Raw genomic sequence first — 21,129 nt, 5'->3', positions numbered from 1 at the left:
TTATGAAATTTTAGTTACACCTAAATATAATTAATTTAAAACTAACTCTTTAGGTAACTCCCATTTCAATGATTCGTTTTCAATATCTAGTTTAACAATGTCTCCTTTTTTAATTTTACCTGTAATTAAAAGCCTTGATAAAGGCCTTGTAAGTTCATTTCTAATAGTACCACGCAATGGCCTAGCTCCGTACTTTGGTGTAAACCCTTTATTTGCTAGGTAATGTTGTGCTTCTTCACTTAGTATTAACGTAATTTCTTGTTTTTTCAAAGCTTTCAATAAATCTTTCATTTGAATATTGAAAATTCGAACTATATTTTCTTTTGTAATTGGTGCAAATGGTACAATTTCAGTTAATCTCCCTAAAAATTCAGGCCTGAAATTCATACCCATCAACCCCATTAATTCAGAAGATTCTGGTATTGTTCCCTTATTAAAAGAGTTTACCACATGCTCACTCCCTATATTTGAAGTAAAAAGAATTACTGCGTTAGAAAAATCTCCTGTTTTACCTAATCTGTCATTTAATTTTCCTTCGTCTAAAATCTGCAAGAAAATATCAAATACAGAAGGGTGTGCTTTTTCTATTTCATCAAATAAAACTATAGAATATGGTTTTTCACGTATTTTATTTACTAAAACCCCACCTTCTTCATACCCTACATAGCCTGGAGGTGCTCCGTATAATAAAGCAGCAGAATGTTCTTCTTTAAACTCCGACATATCAAATCTTAAAATAGCATCTTGAGTTTGAAATAAAAATTCAGCTAGAGCTTTAGCTAGTTCTGTTTTACCTGTACCTGTTGGACCTGTAAAGAAAAAAGACCCTATAGGCAGCCCTGGTTTACTAAGTCCTGATCTAGATTCTAAAACAGCTTCTGAAATAGTTTTTACAGCATGATCCTGACCTACAACTCTTTTCTTTAAAATATTTTCCATTTCTAGCAAGCGTTCTTTTTCATTTGCTTGTAGCTGACCTATTGGAATACCTGTTTTGTTTGCTATTGTTGCAGAAACATCATCTTTCGTAATTGCTTCTTTAGCCGTTGAGCCATGCGTACTAAATATAGAAAGCACATTTTCTAGCTGCTCTGACAGTTCTAGTGATGTACCTTGCTTCTTTTTAAAATCATCTTCATCTATTACCGTAAACAGCAAATAGCTTAATCTATTTTTTAGTGTATCGTAAATCCAACTTAATTTACCATACTTTTCTTCTTCTGTTATATCGCTAGAAACAATTTCATTAACCTCATCTTGTAACGTTTTCACAACCGTTTCAGTAGTTTCTAACATAAATTTATTTGCAGACATCGTTCGGTCTAATAAATCTATTGCTGAATCTGGTAAACTTCTATCTTTATTGAATCTTTTCGACAAACGTATTGCCTCTTCTATTGTTTCTTTATCTACTTTTAAACCGTGGTGAGCGCTATAACCAGATAGCGTATGCTCAATCATTCTAAAGGCATCTTCTTCTGATGGCTCTTCTAAACGGATGATTTCAAATCTTCTAGCTAGCGTCTCGTTATTTTCAATATGCTTTCTAAAAGCATCATTTGTAACTGTTGCTAATATTGTAATTTCTCCTTTTACTAGTTCTGCTTTTAAAATATTTATCAAGCCTTTTGTAGGACCGTCTTTGTCTGTTAAATTATGAAGCTCATCTATTAAAAAAATAGGTTTTTCGAATTCTTTTATAGCTTCTAATATTTTCTTGAAACGGTCTTCAACCTCTCCATTATATGTTGCACTAGAAACTAATTCAATAAAATTTAATTCGAAAATTTGAGCATTTGCTAACGCTGCAGGAACATCGCCATTTACAATAGCTTCAGTAAAACCATCTAAAAGTGCTGTTTTACCTACACCTGGCTCTCCTGTAATTAACACGTTAGGTTTAGAGTATCGACCAAAAATTTCTACTATAGTTTTAGTTTCTGCGTCTCTACTTTTTATTTTTTGTAACTCTGAGCTTTTTGCTTGTAATGTTTTATCAATACAATATTTCGCAAGCACATCATTTTTAGCGGCATTGCTGCCTGATGCGTTTGAACTTGCTTTTTGATTTACTGAATTTGAACTTTTTCCACTTGTACTTGTACCGGCAGTAGCCAAAAGTATTTGCTCTCTTGTTAAAGGCAATGTTTTTAATTGCTCATAAGAAAACCCAACACCTGGAGTACATAAAGCTGCTAAAACACAAACAGGATCAATTTCTTCTAATCCTAGTTTTAGCTTAACCATTTCTGCCTCGTTTAAAACAACATCTACAGATTGATCTCCTAAAATGACATCTGAAATTTTACTTGATCTCGGCAAAGATTCCATTCTTACATCTGCCCACTCTTCAAGGTAATAAATGTCTCCATCTATGTTTTCAATAAGTGATCTTAAGCCTATTTCTTTATGTAAAAGTGCTCTAAAAATATGTGATGCACCATACGTACTATTTAAATATCCTTTAGCATTTGCTTCAGCAATATGTAGTACATCTTTAACTTGATTGGATAGGTTATATGTCATTAAATAATATTCTCTAGGTAAAATTTATCTATCTATTTAAGTAATACAAGTATTACTTAAATAATTTATTAAATATAATATTATATAGGGTAATTACACATATTTACTACATGTTTTTTGAAATAATAACTTTTAATTATATAAATTATTATAATTAAGGCTGAATTTTGCGGATTAGATAATGCTTATAATTATAAATTAAAACGATTTACTCAATCATAAAAAAAATTTAAAAATTACTAACCAGCATAACAAGTTCATTATCAACTAAAAAACAAGAAGTTAAATATTTTTACGAATAGATTTATAAAAAATAAAATTTCATTTTTATAAATGAAATGTATGCTGTTTAAAACAGCAAACAAGCGTATATTTACTATCTATGAGATTATTTTATAAGAAATAATAATAGTTAAAATATTACATAAATAAAAAGGGAAATACAAATCTGCATTTCCCTTTTTTCATCTATTCATTTATAAATAAATACTTACGTATTCATTTATTCCGGCCAATCGTTTACATGCTCTCCAGATCCCATTGTAATAGAACGTGCAGATATCATGAAAGATTCACTCATAGGATTTTCGCCTGTGTGATCAAAACTTTCAGAATACTTTACCATGTAACCTTCAGTAAACTTTAATTCTTTTGCAGTGGCCTCGTTATCTCTTTTTAGAAATTTAATCGATCCATCACGACGCTCAAAATTGTTAAACATCCACTCTGCTAAACTAGTATCAGCTGTTGCCTCAACAGTGATTTTAATTCTACCACCTCTTGTTACAGAAGAAGGTCTTCCAGTAGCATCTGTTTCTTGAAAAAGATCATATGTGCTTGTTAACACATTGTACTCTTTTCCGCCCAATTCTAATTTTCCTTTAAATGACATAATAATAATAGTTAAAACATTAAATGGCAATATTGCCGATAATTATATATTATGCGATAAATGTATAGATTATATTCTTACAAAAAATATTTTTTTGTTAGCAAAATGTTAATTTCGTTAAAATACACTAAATCCCTTTTAACAATTTCATTATAAATACGTTACAAAATACATTTAAATTCACAAAGCTGATTAAACCTAAAACCATTGGTTTTACTCAGATTTTATACTCTACACAAGGTAAGTAATCTCTCATGAAAAACACTTTCAGAGACTACTCTTTATTGCACTATATGTAGCATGCTTTTTTTTTAAAAAAATTATTCATTTAAAAAAAAAGCACTTTTACAATAATATTAAATCTTCCTTTTAAAAACCTATCCCTGAAAACAGGGTGTCTATTTTCACTTTTTAAAGTGTACTCAAAAAACTTCCTTTAAAAGATCTTTGTATCGAACAAATTAACAATACAACTATGAACTTTAAAGTTATTCTATTAGCCCTTGCAACAGTTTTTATTTCTTGTAGTAATGATAAAAAAACAACAGAAATATCTAAACAAGTGACTAAAATAAAGTCTGATTTATTACTTGCTAATACCGTTACAAAAACATTTTCTAATCCTACTGCAGAAGACACACTAACAGTGTTTGTTAATGGAAAATCTTTATTAGAGAGCACAATTACTTTAAAAATTACGAATGAAAATGGAGAAGAAATTTTATGTGATACTATATCTACAATTCTTTTACTAAACCCTGATTATAGAACAGCAAACTCAGCTTTAAAAGAAGCACAATTAAGAGAAACGATTCAGTCATTCTTTGAATCAGAGAAAAACATAAATTTATTTAACAGCAACACTACAACATACGCTAGCGCTCAATTTGAAGATTAACCTTTTTAATTTATAACGTCATGATTATATTTGGAACAAGATCAGCGCATATAGAAACAAAGCAGCTACCAAACATTGTATGCCCTAAGTGTACAACTCAAGGTTCTACTATGATAAGTATATATCGAAGACACTTACATGTATTTTGGATACCTACATTGCCTATTGGTAAAACAGGTACTTCTCATTGCCAGCATTGCAAACAATCACTTCATGCAAATGAAATGCCAACATCTTTAGAAAGAGAATATAAGAACTTAAAAACAAAAGCCAAAGGACCAATATGGCAATTCTCTGGTTTATTTGTGGTTACCGCACTAATAGTTCTTGTAGGCTTTGCTGTAAATATTGACAATAAAAACAACTCCATTTATTTAGACAACCCATTAATAGGAGATGTTTATGAATATCAAATCGCAAATAAACAATACTCAACTATGAAGGTGGTAGAAGTATCTAACGATAGCTTATTTATGTCTTTAAATGATTACGAAATAAATAAGTCAACTAGAATTTATAAAATTGATAAACCAGAAAACTACCCACAATTAACTTTTGGTTTTTCAAAGCAAGAAATTAAAGAATTATATATTTCTAAAAAAATAATTGACATCAATAGAAATTAAAAAAGCTCTTTATTTTCATAAAGAGCTTTTTTAATTTGTGACCGCGAAGGGATTCGAACCCCCAACCCTCAGAGCCGAAATCTGATATTCTATCCAGTTGAACTACGCAGCCTTTTATAGTTTTATTATGCTAGTTTTTTCTTAACTAACATAGATATTGTTTTACCGTCTGCTTGGCCAGCAAGCTCTTTAGATACAATACCCATTACTTTACCCATATCTTTCATACCCTGAGCACCAGTAGCATCTATAGTTTGCACAACTACTTTTTCAATTTCTTCTTCCGTAAGTTGTTCTGGCAAAAACTTTTCAATAACAGCTATCTGCTCTAATTCCGGAGCTGCTAAATCATCTCTACCTTGCTCTTTAAATATAGCTGCACTATCCTTACGTTGCTTTACTAATTTTTGAACTAATTGTATTTCTTCTTCTTCCGTAAGCTCTTCTCCTGAACCGCCATCTGTTTGTAACAACAACAATGCTGATTTTATAGCTCGTAATGATTCTAAAGCAACTTTATCTTTTGCTTTCATCGCTACTTTCATCTGTTCCATTACTTGTTTCTGTAAGCTCATAACATTCTATTTTTTAGCGAAACGAAGATAAAAAAATAAACCCGAAAACAGAATCCGTTTTCGGGTTTAAACATATTATTATAGACTGCAAAAGTTAGTCTACATTATCATGTAAAAAAGAATTATTTGATCTTATTTGAATTTCATCATTACTATCATCGCTTAATGACGTTCTAGACATTCTACTCTCTTTACTTGCACTATTCAAATCTACACCCTGACGCTTATATGCTGGTAATTTTTCAATATCACCCATTCTATTAGAGTTGTTATTCGTAAACTTATAATTAAAATCTTTAAGTTTTCTCTTTCTTTCTTCAGAACGGCTTCTTAAAAGCTCTTCTAAGGGCATATCCATTGGATCTAACTCTACTTCCTCTTCCACTCTTTCTGTAGCTTTCTCAACCGTTTTTTGTTCAAAAACAAGCTCTTCTTCTACATATTTAGGTGTAAATTTCTCTGCTTTAGATTTAGCTCCTGTCAGCTTATTTTCAAGCTCCATATAATCATCAAGACTATATCTTTTTTCACCATCTTTATTATATTCTAAAACAGGTACAACTTCGATATGCTCTTTTACTTCCATATCTTTTACATCATCATCTAAAGAAAAAAGCACTACATTCTCATCCTTTTTTGGTTTAGACTCTGAAGACATATCAAAGCTAAAAGCAAATTGATCTTCTTCTTTTTCTGTTGGAGATACCGTTTCTGGCTCAACAACATCCATATTATTTAATTTAGATTTAGCATCAACGATAACAAAATCTTCTCCTACGTTATCAGCAATTACCTCTTCATAAAATACATTGAAGTTTTTTATGTAACTAGACGTTGGTATTAAATCCATCTCTGGCTCTACTGGTTTTGCAGCAGGAGCTTTAAATGCAGGCTCAGGTTTATCTTCTTCCAAAACATGCTTAACAACTTTTGGCGCAACAGGCACAACTTCTTCTTCCTCTTCGACCAACTGAAAAACAACATTCTCTGCACCCATAAGGTGTTGCTCTGCTTTCTGATTGTCTTCTAAAGTATGTATAATCTTTTTAGACTCAGTATTCACAATAGTATCCTGCTGATCGATATTAAAACCCGTTGCTATAACCGTTACAGCTATTGCCTCGCCTAATGATTCATCTTCACCTACACCCATAATGATGTTTGCGCTATGACCAGCTTCTTGCTGAATATGATCATTAATTTCTCCGATTTCATCAATAGTAATTTCTTTAGAACCTGAAACGATTAGCAACAATACGTTTTTAGCTCCAGAAATTTTATTGTCATTTAATAATGGTGAATCTAATGCCGTTCTAATTGCCTCACTAGCTCTTGACGAGCCTGAAGATGTTGACGACCCCATTATAGCTGTTCCACTATTAGAAAGAACAGTTTTGGCGTCACGTAAATCTATGTTTTGAGTATAGTGATGAGTAATTACTTCAGCTATACCTCTTGCTGCAGTTGCTAATACTTCATCTGCTTTAGAGAAACCAGCTTTAAAGCCTAAATTACCATATACTTCTCTTAATTTATTATTATTAATTACGATTAATGAATCTACATTTTGACGTAATTTTTCAATACCAGCTTGAGCTTGCTTAGTACGCATCTGCCCTTCAAACTGAAAAGGAATTGTAACAATACCAACCGTAAGAATATCCAGTTCCTTAGCTTGTTTGGCAATCATAGGTGCTGCACCAGTTCCTGTACCACCACCCATACCTGCAGTAATAAAAACCATTTTAGTGTTTGTACCTAACATGGTTTTAATCTCCTCCATGCTTTCAATTGCCGATTGCTCACCAACTTCTGGGTTAGCTCCAGCTCCAAGTCCTTCTGTTAACGAAACACCTAGTTGAATTTTATTAGGCACGCCACTATTATCTAGTGCTTGCGCATCTGTATTACATATAATAAAATCAACTCCATTTATACCTGCGGTATACATGTGATTGATGGCATTACTACCTCCACCACCTACACCGATGACTTTTATTACGTTACTTTGATTTTTAGGTAAATCAAAAGAAATACTTCCAAATTCGTTACTGTTGCTCATACTTATTGTATTACTGGTTATACTGTGTTCTCTCTATCTTATTACTCTGCATTATCTAAAAAGTCTTTCAATTTGTCAGACCATTTATCAAATATAGATTTACGTTCTCTTTGTATTTTACGTTTTGTTATAGTGTCTACGTCTACATCACTAATTTCTTCTACACTTTCATTTACAGAAACTTCTTCTTCTATTTCTTCTTTCAACTCTTGCTCAAAAACATCATTTTTGGCTTTTGTTTTTAAAGCATTCATTAAAAGTCCTACTGCTGTTGCATAAAGTGGACTTGCAATTTCTTCATCAGAATCACCAGCCAAATGTTCGTTTGGATACCCAATACGTGTATCCATACCTGTAATATATTCTACCAACTGCTTTAAGTGTTTTAGTTGACTACCGCCACCTGTTAAAACAATACCTGCTATTAATTTTTTCTTTTGATCATCATGACCGTAATTTTTAATCTCTACGTATACCTGCTCTATAATTTCTACAACTCTCGCGTGTATAATTTTAGACAAGTTTTTTAATGTGATTTCTTTTGGCTCTCTACCACGTAAACCTGGTATAGAAACAATCTCATTATCTTTATTTTCTCCTGGCCAAGCAGAACCGAATTTCATCTTTAAAAGCTCAGCCTGTTTTTCTATTATAGAACAACCTTCTTTTATATCTTCAGTAATTACATTACCACCAAAAGGTATTACAGCAGTATGACGGATGATACCATCTTTAAAAATGGCTAAATCTGTTGTTCCACCTCCTATATCAATTAAAGCAACACCTGCTTCTTTTTCTTCTTGACTTAAAACCGCATTTGCCGAAGCCAATGGCTCAAGTGTAATACTACCCAAATCTAAGCCCGCACTTTTAATACAACGACCCACGTTTTTTATTGAAGATACTTGGCCTACAACTACATGAAAATTAGCCTCTAACCTACCACCATACATACCAATAGGTTCTTTTATTTCTGCTTGCCCATCAACTTTATATTCTTGAGGTAAAACATGAATAATTTCTTCTCCTGGCAACATGATTAGTTTGTAAACTTGATTACAAAGCTTATCTAAATCATCTTCATTTATAACCTCTTCAGAATCTGGTCTAGTAATATAATCGCTATGTTGCAAACTTCTAATGTGTTGCCCAGCTATACCAACAACTACAGATCCAATTTTTAAACCTGAATTTGTTTCAGCTTGTTCAACTGCTTGCTGAATAGATTGTATTGTTTGCGTAATATTATTTACAACACCCCTATGCACACCTAAACTCTTAGATTTTCCAATACCTAAAATTTCTATTTTACCGTACTCGTTCTCTTTTCCGATAATAGCTACAATCTTTGTAGTTCCGATATCTAAACCAACTGAATAATTACCTCGTTCCATATCTTACTTTTTGGTGCAAACAACCTGATTACTATATTCCAAACTAACATTACTATATTTACCTAGAGACTTATCTTTTGCCCCTTTGATATAAAAAGCTTTTAACTTATTAAATTTCTCTTCTAAATCTTCCGCTTTACCTAAGTCAATATTAAAATTTTCTGTTCTAAATTTTAATTGATACTTATTCTTGCTTTTAACTCGAATACCAATAATATTTTTATGCAAAAAATCGTCACCATTTACATGGTTTAAAATTAAGTGCACATCTTCTAAGCTCTTATCAGTGATATTCCCGGTTACAATTGGGACTCTCGCAGAATGATTGATTGACAGCGGCATACGCTTTCCTTCATCATCTAGATAAAAAATTATACCACCCTCTACACGTGCAATTGGATTTCTTTGAGCGATTTTTGTCGTCAATTTTCCATCTACGTTGAAATAGATTTGGGCATTTTTAACCATTTCATTGGCCTCAATGGCCTTTTCCATAGTATTCAAAACTAATTTTTCTTTGGGCATGTTTTTATACCCTTGGAAATTTTGTATTAACAATTTATTAACCATAGATGTTGTTACGTACAAATTGTCTCCATCAGTGAATTGAACATCTAATTCTGTGATGCTTTTTTGCTCATTTCTATAATTAGAAAATGCATAGAGACTTGCGATCGAAATCAACAATACAATAGCCTTTATTATGTTCCAATTAACCTTCATTAACAAAACTATTTTTTACTTTTAAAATTTCTAAACCTATATCACCAGCACCCATCATTACTAAAACTTCTGGGTTTTGTTTTTTTATTTCATCAATTAATTCTGATTTCTGAACTAATTTTTTATTTGAGTTACTCAACTTACCTAATAACCACTCAGAGGTTACTCCTTCTATTGGTTTTTCTCTTGCTGGATAAATATCTAACAATAGCACGCTTTCAAATTTTGATAGACTTTCGGCAAAATCATCAACAAAATCTTTTGTTCGTGAAAACAAATGTGGCTGAAAAACTGCCAACACTTTTTTATCAGGGTGCATTTCTGAAACAGCATCAAAAACAGCATTTATTTCTGTTGGATGATGTGCATAATCATCAATAAAAACAAAATCATCATTTTTAATTCTATATGAAAAACGACGTTGCACTCCTTTGAAACTTTCTAAAGCAGGAAATAAATTTTCTGCTTTGGCTCCAGTCTCTAATGCCATTGCTAAAGCCACTAAAGCATTTAATAAATTATGCCTTCCTGGTTTATTAAAAGTGACGCTTTTATATAAAACCGTAGGTGTTTGAATATCGAAAACGTAAGCCCCATCAACTACATTGATGTTTTTAGCACAATAATCAGACTCATCTTCAATACCATACGTAACACCATCAATAGGCAAACCTTTACGTACAAAAAGCTTACCATTCTCTTTTATTCTACTAGCAAATTCATGAAAAGATTTATGCAACTCTTCTCCTGTTCCATAAATATCTAAATGATCTGCATCCATAGATGTAATACAGGCTATATTTGGTGATAATCTCAAAAAAGAACGATCGAATTCATCTGCCTCAACCACAGAATACTCAGAGCCTTGATAATGAAAATTACTTCCGAAATCTTCAGATATACCTCCTAAAAAAGCAGTCATTGGCAAATGAGCTTCTTTTAACAAATGTGCTAAAATACTTGAAGTTGTTGTTTTGCCATGCGTACCCGCTACTGCCAGACAAAATGTATCATTTGTCGCAATACCTAAAACTTCAGATCTTTTTTTTACTTGAAAATCATTATCAAAAAAATAATTTAGTTCAGTATGATCTTTTGGTACTGCTGGCGTATAAACTACCAAGCAAGTTTCTTTATCAAAAAATTGTGCTTCTATTTTTGAAAGATCATCATCATAATGAATTTTTACACCAGCCTCTTCTAACTCTAAAGTTAAGGGGCTTGCTGTTTTATCATAACCAGCAACATTTTTATCTAAAAACATGAAATACCTAGCCAAGGCAGACATACCTATACCTCCGATACCCAGAAAATAAACGCTATGTATTTGATTCATGTTCATACAACTCACATCTCTTATTAATAGAGATTTTTTATTTTTTTAATAATTTTTCTATTTCATCAACGATTGCAATTGTTGCGTTTGGCATTGCCATCTGCTTACAATTTTCTCCTAATTGCCTCTGCTTACTTTTATCTTTATACAATGCAGAAAAAACACTTTCAAACTGCACATCTAAATCTTTTTCTTTAATTAATAGCGCAGCATTTTTTACTGCCAATGCTGTTGCATTTTTAGTTTGATGATCTTCTGCCACATTTGGTGACGGAATGTAAACTACTGGCTTACCAACAATACACAACTCTGAAACAGAACCTGCTCCAGCTCTAGAAATTACAATATCAGCTGCTGCATAGGTAAAGTCCATTTTGTTTAAAAAATCAAAAACTTTTACTGTGTCAGATGTATATTTTTTATACTCTTCGTAATACAGTTTACCGCATTGCCATATCAACTGAACTCCTAATTGCTCAAAGAAATTCAATTCTTTTTCTACTAATTGATTGATACGTCTAGCTCCTAAACTACCTCCCAAAACAACTAAAGTCGGCTTACCTGCTTCTAATCCAAAAAATGAAATTGCTTCATTTTTATCTGTATTCATTTCGACTAAATCTCCACGAACAGGATTACCAGTTTTTATAATTTTATCTGCAGGAAAAAACCGTTCCATACCATCATAAGCAACACAAATTTTCTTTGCTTTTTTAGCCAACAACTTATTCGTTACACCTGCATAAGAATTCTGCTCTTGTAGTACACATGATATTCCTATTGCTGATGCTCTTTTTAAAAGCGGACCACTAGCAAAGCCACCCGTACCAATTACAACATCAGGTTTAAACTCTTTAACTATGCCATTTGCTCTTATCAAACTACTTATTAATTTAAAAGGGAACATCATATTTTTGAATGTCAATTTCCTTTGCAATCCACTAATCCACAATCCTTCAATTTTGTACCCTGCATTAGGTACTTTCTCCATCTCCATTCTATCTTTTGCACCAACAAATAAAAACTCAGCATTTGGGTGCCTTCGCTTTAATTCATTCGCAATAGCAATTGCCGGATAAATATGTCCACCTGTTCCTCCTCCTGAAAGTATAAATTTATAATTGTCCACTTAAAACTTCTAAAGGGTTCGTATCATCTATATCTGCAGACCTAACTTCTGCAATACCATCTTTATTACTTGCACTTAATATTATGCCTATTGCCAAACAAGTCATCCAAGTGGAGGTTCCTCCACTACTAATTAATGGCAATGTTTGTCCTGTAACAGGAAATAATTCTACCGCAACTGCCATATTTATAAATGCCTGAAAAACTATCGGCAAGCCTACACCTACTACTATTAGTTTTCCGAAAATTGTATCATTACCATTAGCAACTACCACAATTCTAAAAAGCAGCAACAAATAAAAAAAAACCAAAATTAAACCACCTACCAAACCGTATTCTTCAACAATTATGGCATAAATAAAATCAGATGAACTTTGCGGTAAAAAGTTTTTCTGCACACTTTTACCAGCGCCTTTACCTATAATACCACCTGTTGCAATTGCAATTTTGGCATTTTGTATTTGATAATCAGACTCATCATCCTCTCCATTTAAAAAACTACCTATTCTATTTTCCCAGGTTGTAACACGGTTTGGAAATAAATCTGGAGCCGCTTTAGCTGTTAAAATAAATAATGTAAGTATTAAAAAACCACTACCTATAATTCCCAACAAATACTTTATAGGATAACCACCTAAAAAGCAAAGCACCATTACCATAAAAAAGATAATTGCTGCTGTTGAAAAATTAGCCGGTAATATTAGTATCAACACTAAAAAAACAGGTATCCACAACGGGAGTATACTTTCTTTAAATGTGATTTTTTTATCCTTAATTTTTGTCAAATAACGCGCTATATAAACCATTAGAACAACCGCCGCCAAGTTTGATGTTTGAAAAGTAAACCCAACCAACGGCAAACGAATCCATCTACTTGCATTTGCCCCGCCAATGGTTGTGCCTTGTGCTAACGTATACACTAACAACAACAAAACAATTGGCATTGCGATAAGCGATAAACCTTTAAAAAAATGTGTAGGTATACGATGTACACCATATATAATTCCAAAGCCTAAAGCCAATAAAAAACCATGTTTAAATAAAAAACTAAACGTAGTACTTGTACCATTTCCAACAACGTAAACCAGATTACTACTCGCGCTGTAAACTGGTAAAAATGAAAATAACGCAAGAAGAGCCACTATGGCCCAAATCGCTTTATCCCCTTTTATTTTGTTGAAAAAATCCATTTATCTTATAAGTTTTTTACTGCCATTTTAAACTGATTTCCACGATCTTCATAATTATCAAAAAGATCAAAACTAGCACACGCAGGAGATAACAAAACAGTATCACCTCGTTCTGCAATTTTATATGCCACTTTTATAGCCTCATCCATTGCATATGTTTCTACCAAAAGATCTACAGCGTTACCAAAAGCTTCTTTTATTTTTGTATTGTCTTTTCCTAAACAAATAATTGCTTTAACTTTTTCTCTCACGAAAGGCATTAAAGACATATAATCATTACCCTTATCAACACCTCCAACAATCCAAACCGTAGGTGTTTTCATACTATCTAAAGCATAATAAGTAGCATTAACATTTGTAGCCTTAGAATCGTTTATGTACTCTACATGGTGAATTTTAAGTACTTTTTCCAGACGGTGTTCTGCACCCTGAAAGTTTGTTACACTTTGGCGAATGGTCTCTTTTCTGATACCAATTAACTTAGCTGCTGTTGATGCTGCCATAGTGTTTTTAAGGTTATGCTTACCTTCTAATGCTAAAGTGTCTGTCGTCATTTTCAATGTCTCGTTATTTGTTGTAATTGTTATATTCTTGTTTAAACTATATGCTCCTTCCACCACTTCTTCTCGCAAAGAAAATGGCAATAATTTTGCCTTAACTGGGTGCTTATTTAGCCAATCGACTAAATCTTTATCATCTGCATCATAAATCAAAAAATCATCTTCTGTTTGATTTTCTGCTATTCTAAATTTAGATGCAATGTAATTTTCATACTTATACTCATACCTATCTAAATGATCTGGCGATATGTTTGTTATAATTGCGATATGTGGTTTAAAATCCATTATACCATCTAACTGAAAACTACTAATCTCTAACACGTAATAATCGAAGTTGTTTTCTGCTACCATTTTAGCATAACTATCTCCTATGTTACCAGCCATACCAACACTCAAACCTTCATTTTTTATAATGTGATTTGTGAGCATTGTTGTGGTAGTTTTTCCGTTACTCCCTGTTATTCCAATAATAGTTGCATCTGTATATTTTGATGCAAATTCTATTTCTGAAATTACAGGAATACCTATTTTTTTTAGTTTTACAACTAAAGGAACTTTATCAGGTATACCTGGACTTTTCATCACTACATCTGCATTTAATATTTTTGCTTCTGTATGATTTTCATCTTCCCAATCAATTCCAAAATGTTCAAGAACTTTTTTATATTTTTCCTTTACTTTTCCTTTATCAGAAATAAAAACATCGTATCCTTTTTGCTTTCCTAATATTGCCGTACCTACACCACTTTCTCCTCCTCCGAGCACAACCAACCTTTTCATCCTATCGTACTTTTAAGGTTACTATAGTTATTATCGCCAGCAGAATACCAATAATCCAAAAGCGGTTCACTATTTTACTTTCGTGGTAGCCTTTCTTTTGATAGTGATGATGCAAAGGCGCCATTAAAAAAACACGCTTTCCTTCTCCAAATTTTTTCTTAGTATATTTAAAATACCCTACCTGTAACATTACCGAAATAGACTCTGCAAAGAAAATTCCACATAAAACAGGTATTAATAATTCTTTTCTAATAATGATTGCGATTACAGCAATAACACCACCTATTGTTAAACTACCCGTATCACCCATAAATACTTGCGCAGGAAATGTGTTATACCACAAAAACCCAACTAAAGCACCCAGAAAAGCCCCGACAAAAACCACAAGCTCTCCTGCCCTAGGTATAAACATGATATCTAAATAATTCGCAAATATGATATTACCAGATATCCAAGTTAGAATACCAATTGTGAGGACAATTATTGCAGATGTGCCTGCCGCAAGGCCGTCGATACCATCCGTTAGGTTTGCACCGTTAGAAACTGCTGTTACTATAATTATCACAATAGGAATAAATATTAACCACGCATATTCTTTAGCCCCATCTCCCATCCAAGAAATGAAACTCGTATAATCAAGCTCGTTATTCTTAAAAAAGGGAACTGTAGTTTTTGTAGATTTAATTTCTGCACCAACCTGCTTCTCAACAGTATAAGAAGGTGTTATCACTGTTTTACTACGCTCTTTCATAGTAACCTCAGGATGAAAATATAGCGTAGTACCTACTATTAAACCCAACACTACTTGACCTAAAATTTTAAACTTTCCTTTTAAACCTTCTTTATCTTTTTTAAAGATTTTTATATAATCATCCACAAAACCAATAATACCCATCCAAATTGTTGTAACAATTAAAAGGATAACATATATATTATCTAATCTAGCAAATAATAAAACAGGAATTAATGTTGCCAAAATGATGATTAAACCACCCATTGTAGGTGTACCTGCTTTTTGTTTTTGCCCATCTAAGCCAAGATCACGAACAGTTTCACCTATTTGTTTATTTTGAAGAAAAACAATAATTTTTTTACCATATACCGTTGCTATTAATAGCGATGTAAGCACAGCTAAAGCAGCCCTAAATGTGATGAACTGAAATAGCCCAGCACCAGGTATCTGATAGTTTTTTTCCAAAAATTCGAATAAGTAATATAACATTTGTTCGTTGTTGGTCTTTATTGTCTATTATTTATTTAGGCTTATCAAAAGATTTTGCACTATTTCATAGTCATCAAAATCTATCCTAACTCCATTTGTTTCTTGATAAGTTTCATGCCCCTTACCTGCAATAAGAATAATATCATGAGCATTTGCTAGTTGACAAGCCGTTTTAATTGCCTGTTCTCTATTTTCTATCGATAAAAATTTTCTTACATTCTGCGCCTCAACTCCTGCTTCCATTTCGTTAATTATTACATCTGGTTTTTCCGTTCTAGGGTTATCAGATGTAAAAATGGCAGTAGTGCTCATTTCAGAAGCAATATGCCCCATAACAGGGCGCTTAGATTTATCTCGATCACCACCACAACCTACAACAGTAATTACATTTTCATTTCCTGTTCTAAGTGCATTAATTGTATCTAACACATTTTTTAATGCATCTGGCGTATGCGCATAATCAACTATTGCTGTGATTTTTTCTTTTGAAATGTAGTATTGAAATCTACCATCTACATTTTCAAGTTCACTTAGCAACCTTAATATTTCCAATTTCTCTAAGCCTAACAAACTAGCTGCTCCGTAAATTGCTAACATGTTATAGGCATTAAAATCTCCAATTAATTTTGACCAAAGTTCATCGCCATCAATTTTCAATAATTGGCCACTAAATTGATTTTCTAAAATTTGTGCTCTAAAATCTGCAAAAGATTTTAATGCATAAGTATATTTTCTAGCCTTAGTATTTTGCAACATTACAGGGCCATTTTTATCATCAACGTTCGTTAAAGCAAAAGCTTTTTTAGGCAATTGATCAAAAAGTATTTTTTTAGTATCTCTATATTCTGCAAATGTTTTATGATAGTCTAAATGATCATGCGAAAGATTTGTAAATATGGCTCCTTCAAAAACCAAACCTTCGGTTCTTTTTTGATGAATACCATGCGAACTCACTTCCATAAAACAGAACTCAACACCTACCTCGTTCATTAACTGTAAATGACTATTTATAGTTAAAGCATCTGGCGTTGTATGGCTAGTTTTATATTCGTTATCATCAACCATTATTTTTATAGTTGATATTAACCCCACTTTAAACCCTGCTTTTTTAAATAACTGATACAACAGACTACTTACTGTTGTTTTACCATTAGTACCAGTTATCCCAACTAACTTTAAATTTCCAGAAGGGTTTCCGTAATAGTTTGAAGCCATTATTGCTAATGCTTTATTCCCATTATCTACCTGAATATATGTAATTTCATTTACAATAGTATCCGGCATAGCTTCACAAACAATCACCTTAGCACCTAAATTAATAGCCTTTTCTATATAATTATGACCATCAGTAATTGTACCTCTAATAGCAATAAAAACATCATCCATTAGTACTAATCGAGAATCAAAACATAGCTTATTCACCATAACCGATGTAGAACCGCTTACAGATATTAAACTAACCCCAAATAATATGTCTTTTAATAATGTCATGACAGCTCTAAAACTATTTGTTCTACTTCTTTAATATTTACACCTTTTGATGTTTGTTTCTTTACACTACCCACACCAGTAACCTTAACTTTTAAACCAAGGTTTTCTAATATCGAAATAGCATCCATACCACTCATACCCTCTACGTTAGGTACTGTACTATGTTTTTCATTAGACAAAGCATAATATTGCTGGTATTTTTTATCCAAATTGCCATCTTTAACATCTAACTCATCAATTTCATCAACTAATGGCGATGTTGCATATATTTTTTGAGCCACAGACTTAAATACAGGTCCAGAAACATCAGCTCCGTAATACCCCACACTTTTATCTGGTTCATGTATAACCACAATACAAGAGTACTTCGGATTATCTGCAGGAAAATAACCCGCAAAAGTTGATATGTACTTTAATTTATTTGGATCTTTTGAAACGTAATCTTTTTGACATGTACCCGTTTTACCTGCCATTGAAAAATTAGGAGAATAAAGGCTATGACCCGTTCCATGTTTTTTCTCTACGACATTCTTCAGCATTTCTTGCACCTTACCAATTGTTTCTTTTGAACATATAGAAGGATTAATCACCTCTTTATCAAATTTTTCAATTGATTTATTCCATTCCTTTACTTCTTTTAAAAGTCTAGGTTTCACCATCTCACCATCATTTGCGATTGCATTATAAAAGGTTAATGTTTGTAATGGTGTTAATGAAACTTCATACCCATGAGACATCCACGCTAAAGAAATACCAGACCAACCTTTATCACCAGGATATCTAATAACTGGCTTACCTTCTCCCTTTATTGGTAAATCCAACTTTTTATTTAACCCCATATTCATTAAGCGGTCAACAAATTTTTCAGGGTTATCTTTATAGCTATTGTTTATTATTTTTGCAAAAGCAGTATTCGAAGAAATTTCAAATGCCTTAGCTGCCGTAACTTTTCCGTAGCCACCCCATTTAGAATCCCTAACTGTTTTATTATATACCTTATAAAGACCTTTTTCAGTATCTATTACAGTATTAGTATCTATTACTTTATCTTCTAAAGCAACAACCATTGACATTAATTTAAATGTAGAACCTGGTTCATGCGATTCGCCAATTGCATAATTTAAACGCTCGTAATACTTACCACCTTCTGTTCTACCTAAATTCGAGATTGCTTTAACTTCACCAGTTTTGGTTTCCATTACAATTACACAACCATGATCTGCCTTATATTTCTCTAATTGACCTAAAAGCGCATGATGTGCTATATCTTGTATATTAACATCAATTGTAGAATACACGTCGTAACCATCTTTAGGCTCTACAATATTATCCATACCAATAGGTTTCCACTGACCTTTTGCTATTTTCTGCTTTAATCGGCTTCCTTTTTCTCCACTTAAATACTCAGTAAATGCACCTTCTAACCCTACTCTTGTAGCATGACCTTCAGCATCAAAACGCTCATAGCCAACACTACGCTCTGCAATTTTTCCTAACGGATGCTCACGCACCGTTCGTTGCTCTATAACTATACCTCCTCTATTTGGTCCTTTTTCAAAAAGCGGGAATTTTTTAATTTGCACATAATCAGAATAATCTAAATTTCTTGCTATTAAAGCATACCTATTTTTATTCACTTTAGCCTTACGCAATAGCTTTTCGTAATACGAAGAAGGTTTACCTAATAATTTAGAAAGCGCTAAAGACAAAGGCTTTATATTTTCTTTAAAATCACCATCTTTAACAGTAACAGCATCAAACCTTATATTAAATCGAGAAACAGATGTCGCTAACAAACTACCATCTGCAGAATATAAATTACCACGGTTAGGTGTTATTGTAAAAACTTTCTCCGTTCTATCTTCAGCAAGTTGGCGATACTTTTCACCATCAACCATTTGAATACTAACCAGTTTTACAACCACAGCAACAGCTAAGATGAACAGGAAACCTGCCACCACATACAATCTTGTTAATATGTTTTTTTCTGTTACTGCCACTATTTAGCTGATTTAACTCTTATTTTAAAAGGAGGTGTTTCCGACGGAAACAATCCTTCTTCACTTACTGTTTTTAATATTTCAGATTCCAATTTTAACTTCTGAACATCTGTTTGCCCATCAATAAACTCACTTCGCAATTCTTTAACCTCTTCATTTAAAGCCGCTATTTGATGTACTTTACTATCTGCACTATGCGAACTTGCGATCATAGCTGCCGCTAAGAAAGAAGTGAAGATTATAAAAATCCAATTTTTAGGAGCATCGCCGCTTACTAAAAATTTTCCTTTTAAAATGTCTAAAATTCCTTTTCGCACTTGCCTTATTTTTTCTTTATTCTAGCTTTTTCTGCTATTCTTAATTTCGCACTACGCGCTCTATTGTTTACTGCTATTTCTTTTTTTGATGGAACTACCAACCCCCCTACTTTTTTTAAAGGAACACTTATATTCCCATAAAAATCTTTCTCAGGCTCCCCTTCAAAAAGCCCCGCTCTAATAAATCGCTTTACCAATCTATCTTCTAAAGAGTGATAACTTATGACACTCAATCTTCCTTCTTCATTCAATAAATCGGGCACTTGTAACAAAAATTCTTTTATCACTTCAATTTCCTGATTTACCTCTATACGAATAGCTTGGTATATTTGAGCTAATATTTTATGCTCTACGCGAGCTGGCAAATACTGCTTTAATAATGTTTTTAATTGATCTGTAGTTTTTATTGACTCCTCTTCTCTTTTTGCTATTATAGTTGTAGCCATTGCATTTGCATTTCGCAAATCACCATATTCGAACAACACCCTTCTTAAATCATCATAAGTATATGAGTTTACAACTTCAAAAGCTGAAATTGCATTTCTCTTACTCATACGCATATCTAAATCTGCATCAAAACGAGTTGAAAAACCACGCTCCGCAACATCAAACTGATGAGAAGAAACACCAAAATCACCCAGAATACCATCTACTTTTTTTATTCCGTAGAATTTTAAAAATTGAGTGATGAATCTGAAATTTTCATGTATCAACACAAACCTTTCATCATCAAGTGTATTCTTTAAAGCATCTTCATCTTGATCAAAAGCAAACAATTTGCCTTTTTCGCCTAGCCTACTTAATATTTCTTTAGAATGACCACCACCACCAAACGTAACATCTACATAAATGCCATCTTCTTTAATATTAAGCCCATCTACAGACTCACTCAATAAAACTGGATTATGATAACTCATCTTCGTCTCCCATTACTTCTTCAGCTAATGCAGCAAAATCTTCTGCAGTATCTTCTAGAACCTTTTCATAACTATCTTTATCCCAAATCTCAATTATATTAATTGCAGAACTCAAGACAACTTCTTTTGATATATTAGCGATATCTACTAAATTTTTAGGTATTAATAACCTTCCAGCAGCATCTACTTCCACTACCTTTACACCTGCAGAAAAACGTCTAATAAAATCATTGTTCTTTTTCACGAACCTATTTTTCTTATTCATCTTCTCCATTAAAAGATTCCACTCTTTCATTGGATACAATTCTAAGCAGGGCTGAAACACAGAACGCTTCAAAACAAAACCATCAGCTAACACTGGAGCCATCTGATTCTTAAGGGATACAGGCATCATTACCCTCCCTTTAGCATCAGCTTTACAATCGTATGTCCCAATAAAATTGATCACTTTTTCTTGTTTCTTTCTATTTATAACTCAAATATATAGATTTT

18 protein-coding genes and 1 tRNA gene are annotated in these 21,129 nt (G+C 32.6%); 2 read left to right on the top strand and 17 right to left on the bottom strand.

All coding sequences use genetic code 11. The features are described 5' to 3' along the window. Nucleotides 1-30: 30 nt before the first annotated feature. Both H0I23_RS00775 and tssD read right to left on the bottom strand, forming a co-directional pair. Entirely contained in the window at nt 31-2,526 is a 2,496-nt protein-coding gene (locus H0I23_RS00775) for an ATP-dependent Clp protease ATP-binding subunit (RefSeq protein ID WP_216784574.1), read from the bottom strand. A gap of 502 nt (nt 2,527-3,028) precedes the next feature. Next, the gene (gene tssD, locus H0I23_RS00770) at nt 3,029-3,418 is read right to left on the bottom strand and encodes a type VI secretion system tube protein TssD (protein ID WP_216784573.1); all 390 of its coding nucleotides are present in this window, start codon (nt 3,416-3,418) and stop codon (nt 3,029-3,031) included. A gap of 475 nt (nt 3,419-3,893) precedes the next feature. Between tssD and H0I23_RS00765 the strand changes: the two genes are divergently transcribed. Further along, a complete protein-coding gene (locus tag H0I23_RS00765) occupies nt 3,894-4,316 on the top strand; it encodes a hypothetical protein (protein WP_216784572.1) in 423 nt (140 codons plus the stop codon). A 20-nt stretch (nt 4,317-4,336) separates the two neighbouring features. Then, nucleotides 4,337-4,942 (top strand): zinc ribbon domain-containing protein, encoded by a 606-nt coding sequence (locus H0I23_RS00760; protein ID WP_216784571.1) that lies wholly within the window; start codon nt 4,337-4,339, stop codon nt 4,940-4,942. Nucleotides 4,943-4,980: 38 nt separating this feature from the next. Here the strand turns inward: H0I23_RS00760 and H0I23_RS00755 are convergent. From H0I23_RS00755 to mraZ, 15 genes are all read right to left on the bottom strand, one after another. Next, nucleotides 4,981-5,054: transfer RNA gene (locus H0I23_RS00755), tRNA-Arg, on the bottom strand. A 13-nt stretch (nt 5,055-5,067) separates the two neighbouring features. Continuing rightward, complete coding sequence (locus H0I23_RS00750; RefSeq protein ID WP_216784570.1) at nt 5,068-5,517, bottom strand: GatB/YqeY domain-containing protein; 450 nt, start codon at nt 5,515-5,517, stop codon at nt 5,068-5,070. 94 nt (nt 5,518-5,611) lie between these two features. After that, nucleotides 5,612-7,579, bottom strand: coding sequence for a cell division protein FtsZ (gene ftsZ, locus H0I23_RS00745; RefSeq protein WP_216784569.1), 1,968 nt, complete (start codon nt 7,577-7,579; stop codon nt 5,612-5,614). Nucleotides 7,580-7,620: 41 nt separating this feature from the next. Then, nucleotides 7,621-8,973 (bottom strand): cell division protein FtsA, encoded by a 1,353-nt coding sequence (ftsA, locus tag H0I23_RS00740; RefSeq protein ID WP_216784568.1) that lies wholly within the window; start codon nt 8,971-8,973, stop codon nt 7,621-7,623. 3 nt (nt 8,974-8,976) lie between these two features. Beyond that, nucleotides 8,977-9,696: a cell division protein FtsQ/DivIB gene (locus H0I23_RS00735; RefSeq protein WP_216784567.1), complete on the bottom strand. Its 720-nt coding sequence runs from the start codon at nt 9,694-9,696 to the stop codon at nt 8,977-8,979. Then, nucleotides 9,686-11,038, bottom strand: a complete 1,353-nt coding sequence (gene murC / locus H0I23_RS00730; protein ID WP_216784566.1) for a UDP-N-acetylmuramate--L-alanine ligase — start codon at nt 11,036-11,038, stop codon at nt 9,686-9,688. The genes H0I23_RS00735 and murC overlap by 11 nt, the downstream gene beginning before the upstream one ends. Nucleotides 11,039-11,069: 31 nt before the next feature. After that, nucleotides 11,070-12,161, bottom strand: coding sequence for an undecaprenyldiphospho-muramoylpentapeptide beta-N-acetylglucosaminyltransferase (gene murG / locus H0I23_RS00725; protein WP_216784565.1), 1,092 nt, complete (start codon nt 12,159-12,161; stop codon nt 11,070-11,072). Next, entirely contained in the window at nt 12,148-13,350 is a 1,203-nt protein-coding gene (locus H0I23_RS00720; protein WP_216784564.1) for an FtsW/RodA/SpoVE family cell cycle protein, read from the bottom strand. The genes murG and H0I23_RS00720 overlap by 14 nt, the downstream gene beginning before the upstream one ends. 5 nt (nt 13,351-13,355) lie before the next feature. Beyond that, a complete protein-coding gene (murD, locus tag H0I23_RS00715; RefSeq protein WP_216784563.1) occupies nt 13,356-14,690 on the bottom strand; it encodes a UDP-N-acetylmuramoyl-L-alanine--D-glutamate ligase in 1,335 nt (444 codons plus the stop codon). Nucleotide 14,691: 1 nt separating this feature from the next. Next, a complete protein-coding gene (gene mraY, locus H0I23_RS00710; protein ID WP_216784562.1) occupies nt 14,692-15,912 on the bottom strand; it encodes a phospho-N-acetylmuramoyl-pentapeptide-transferase in 1,221 nt (406 codons plus the stop codon). Between the two features lie 27 nt (nt 15,913-15,939). Continuing rightward, nucleotides 15,940-17,403 carry a UDP-N-acetylmuramoyl-L-alanyl-D-glutamate--2,6-diaminopimelate ligase gene (locus tag H0I23_RS00705; protein ID WP_216784561.1) on the bottom strand — a complete coding sequence of 488 codons (1,464 nt, stop codon included), beginning with the start codon at nt 17,401-17,403 and terminating at the stop codon, nt 15,940-15,942. Further along, nucleotides 17,400-19,403 carry a penicillin-binding protein gene (locus H0I23_RS00700; protein WP_216784560.1) on the bottom strand — a complete coding sequence of 668 codons (2,004 nt, stop codon included), beginning with the start codon at nt 19,401-19,403 and terminating at the stop codon, nt 17,400-17,402. The genes H0I23_RS00705 and H0I23_RS00700 overlap by 4 nt, the downstream gene beginning before the upstream one ends. After that, the gene (locus H0I23_RS00695) at nt 19,403-19,720 is read right to left on the bottom strand and encodes an FtsL-like putative cell division protein (protein ID WP_216784559.1); all 318 of its coding nucleotides are present in this window, start codon (nt 19,718-19,720) and stop codon (nt 19,403-19,405) included. The genes H0I23_RS00700 and H0I23_RS00695 overlap by 1 nt, the downstream gene beginning before the upstream one ends. A 5-nt stretch (nt 19,721-19,725) precedes the next feature. Beyond that, entirely contained in the window at nt 19,726-20,637 is a 912-nt protein-coding gene (gene rsmH, locus H0I23_RS00690) for a 16S rRNA (cytosine(1402)-N(4))-methyltransferase RsmH (RefSeq protein ID WP_216784558.1), read from the bottom strand. Continuing rightward, nucleotides 20,624-21,085, bottom strand: coding sequence for a division/cell wall cluster transcriptional repressor MraZ (mraZ, locus tag H0I23_RS00685; protein ID WP_216784557.1), 462 nt, complete (start codon nt 21,083-21,085; stop codon nt 20,624-20,626). Before mraZ ends, rsmH begins: the two co-directional genes overlap by 14 nt. Nucleotides 21,086-21,129: the final 44 nt, after the last annotated feature.

This window comes from Cellulophaga sp. HaHaR_3_176 (assembly GCF_019021925.1).
In the GTDB taxonomy this organism is placed as follows: domain Bacteria; phylum Bacteroidota; class Bacteroidia; order Flavobacteriales; family Flavobacteriaceae; genus Cellulophaga.
This window is presented reverse-complemented; position numbering and strand designations above follow the sequence as displayed.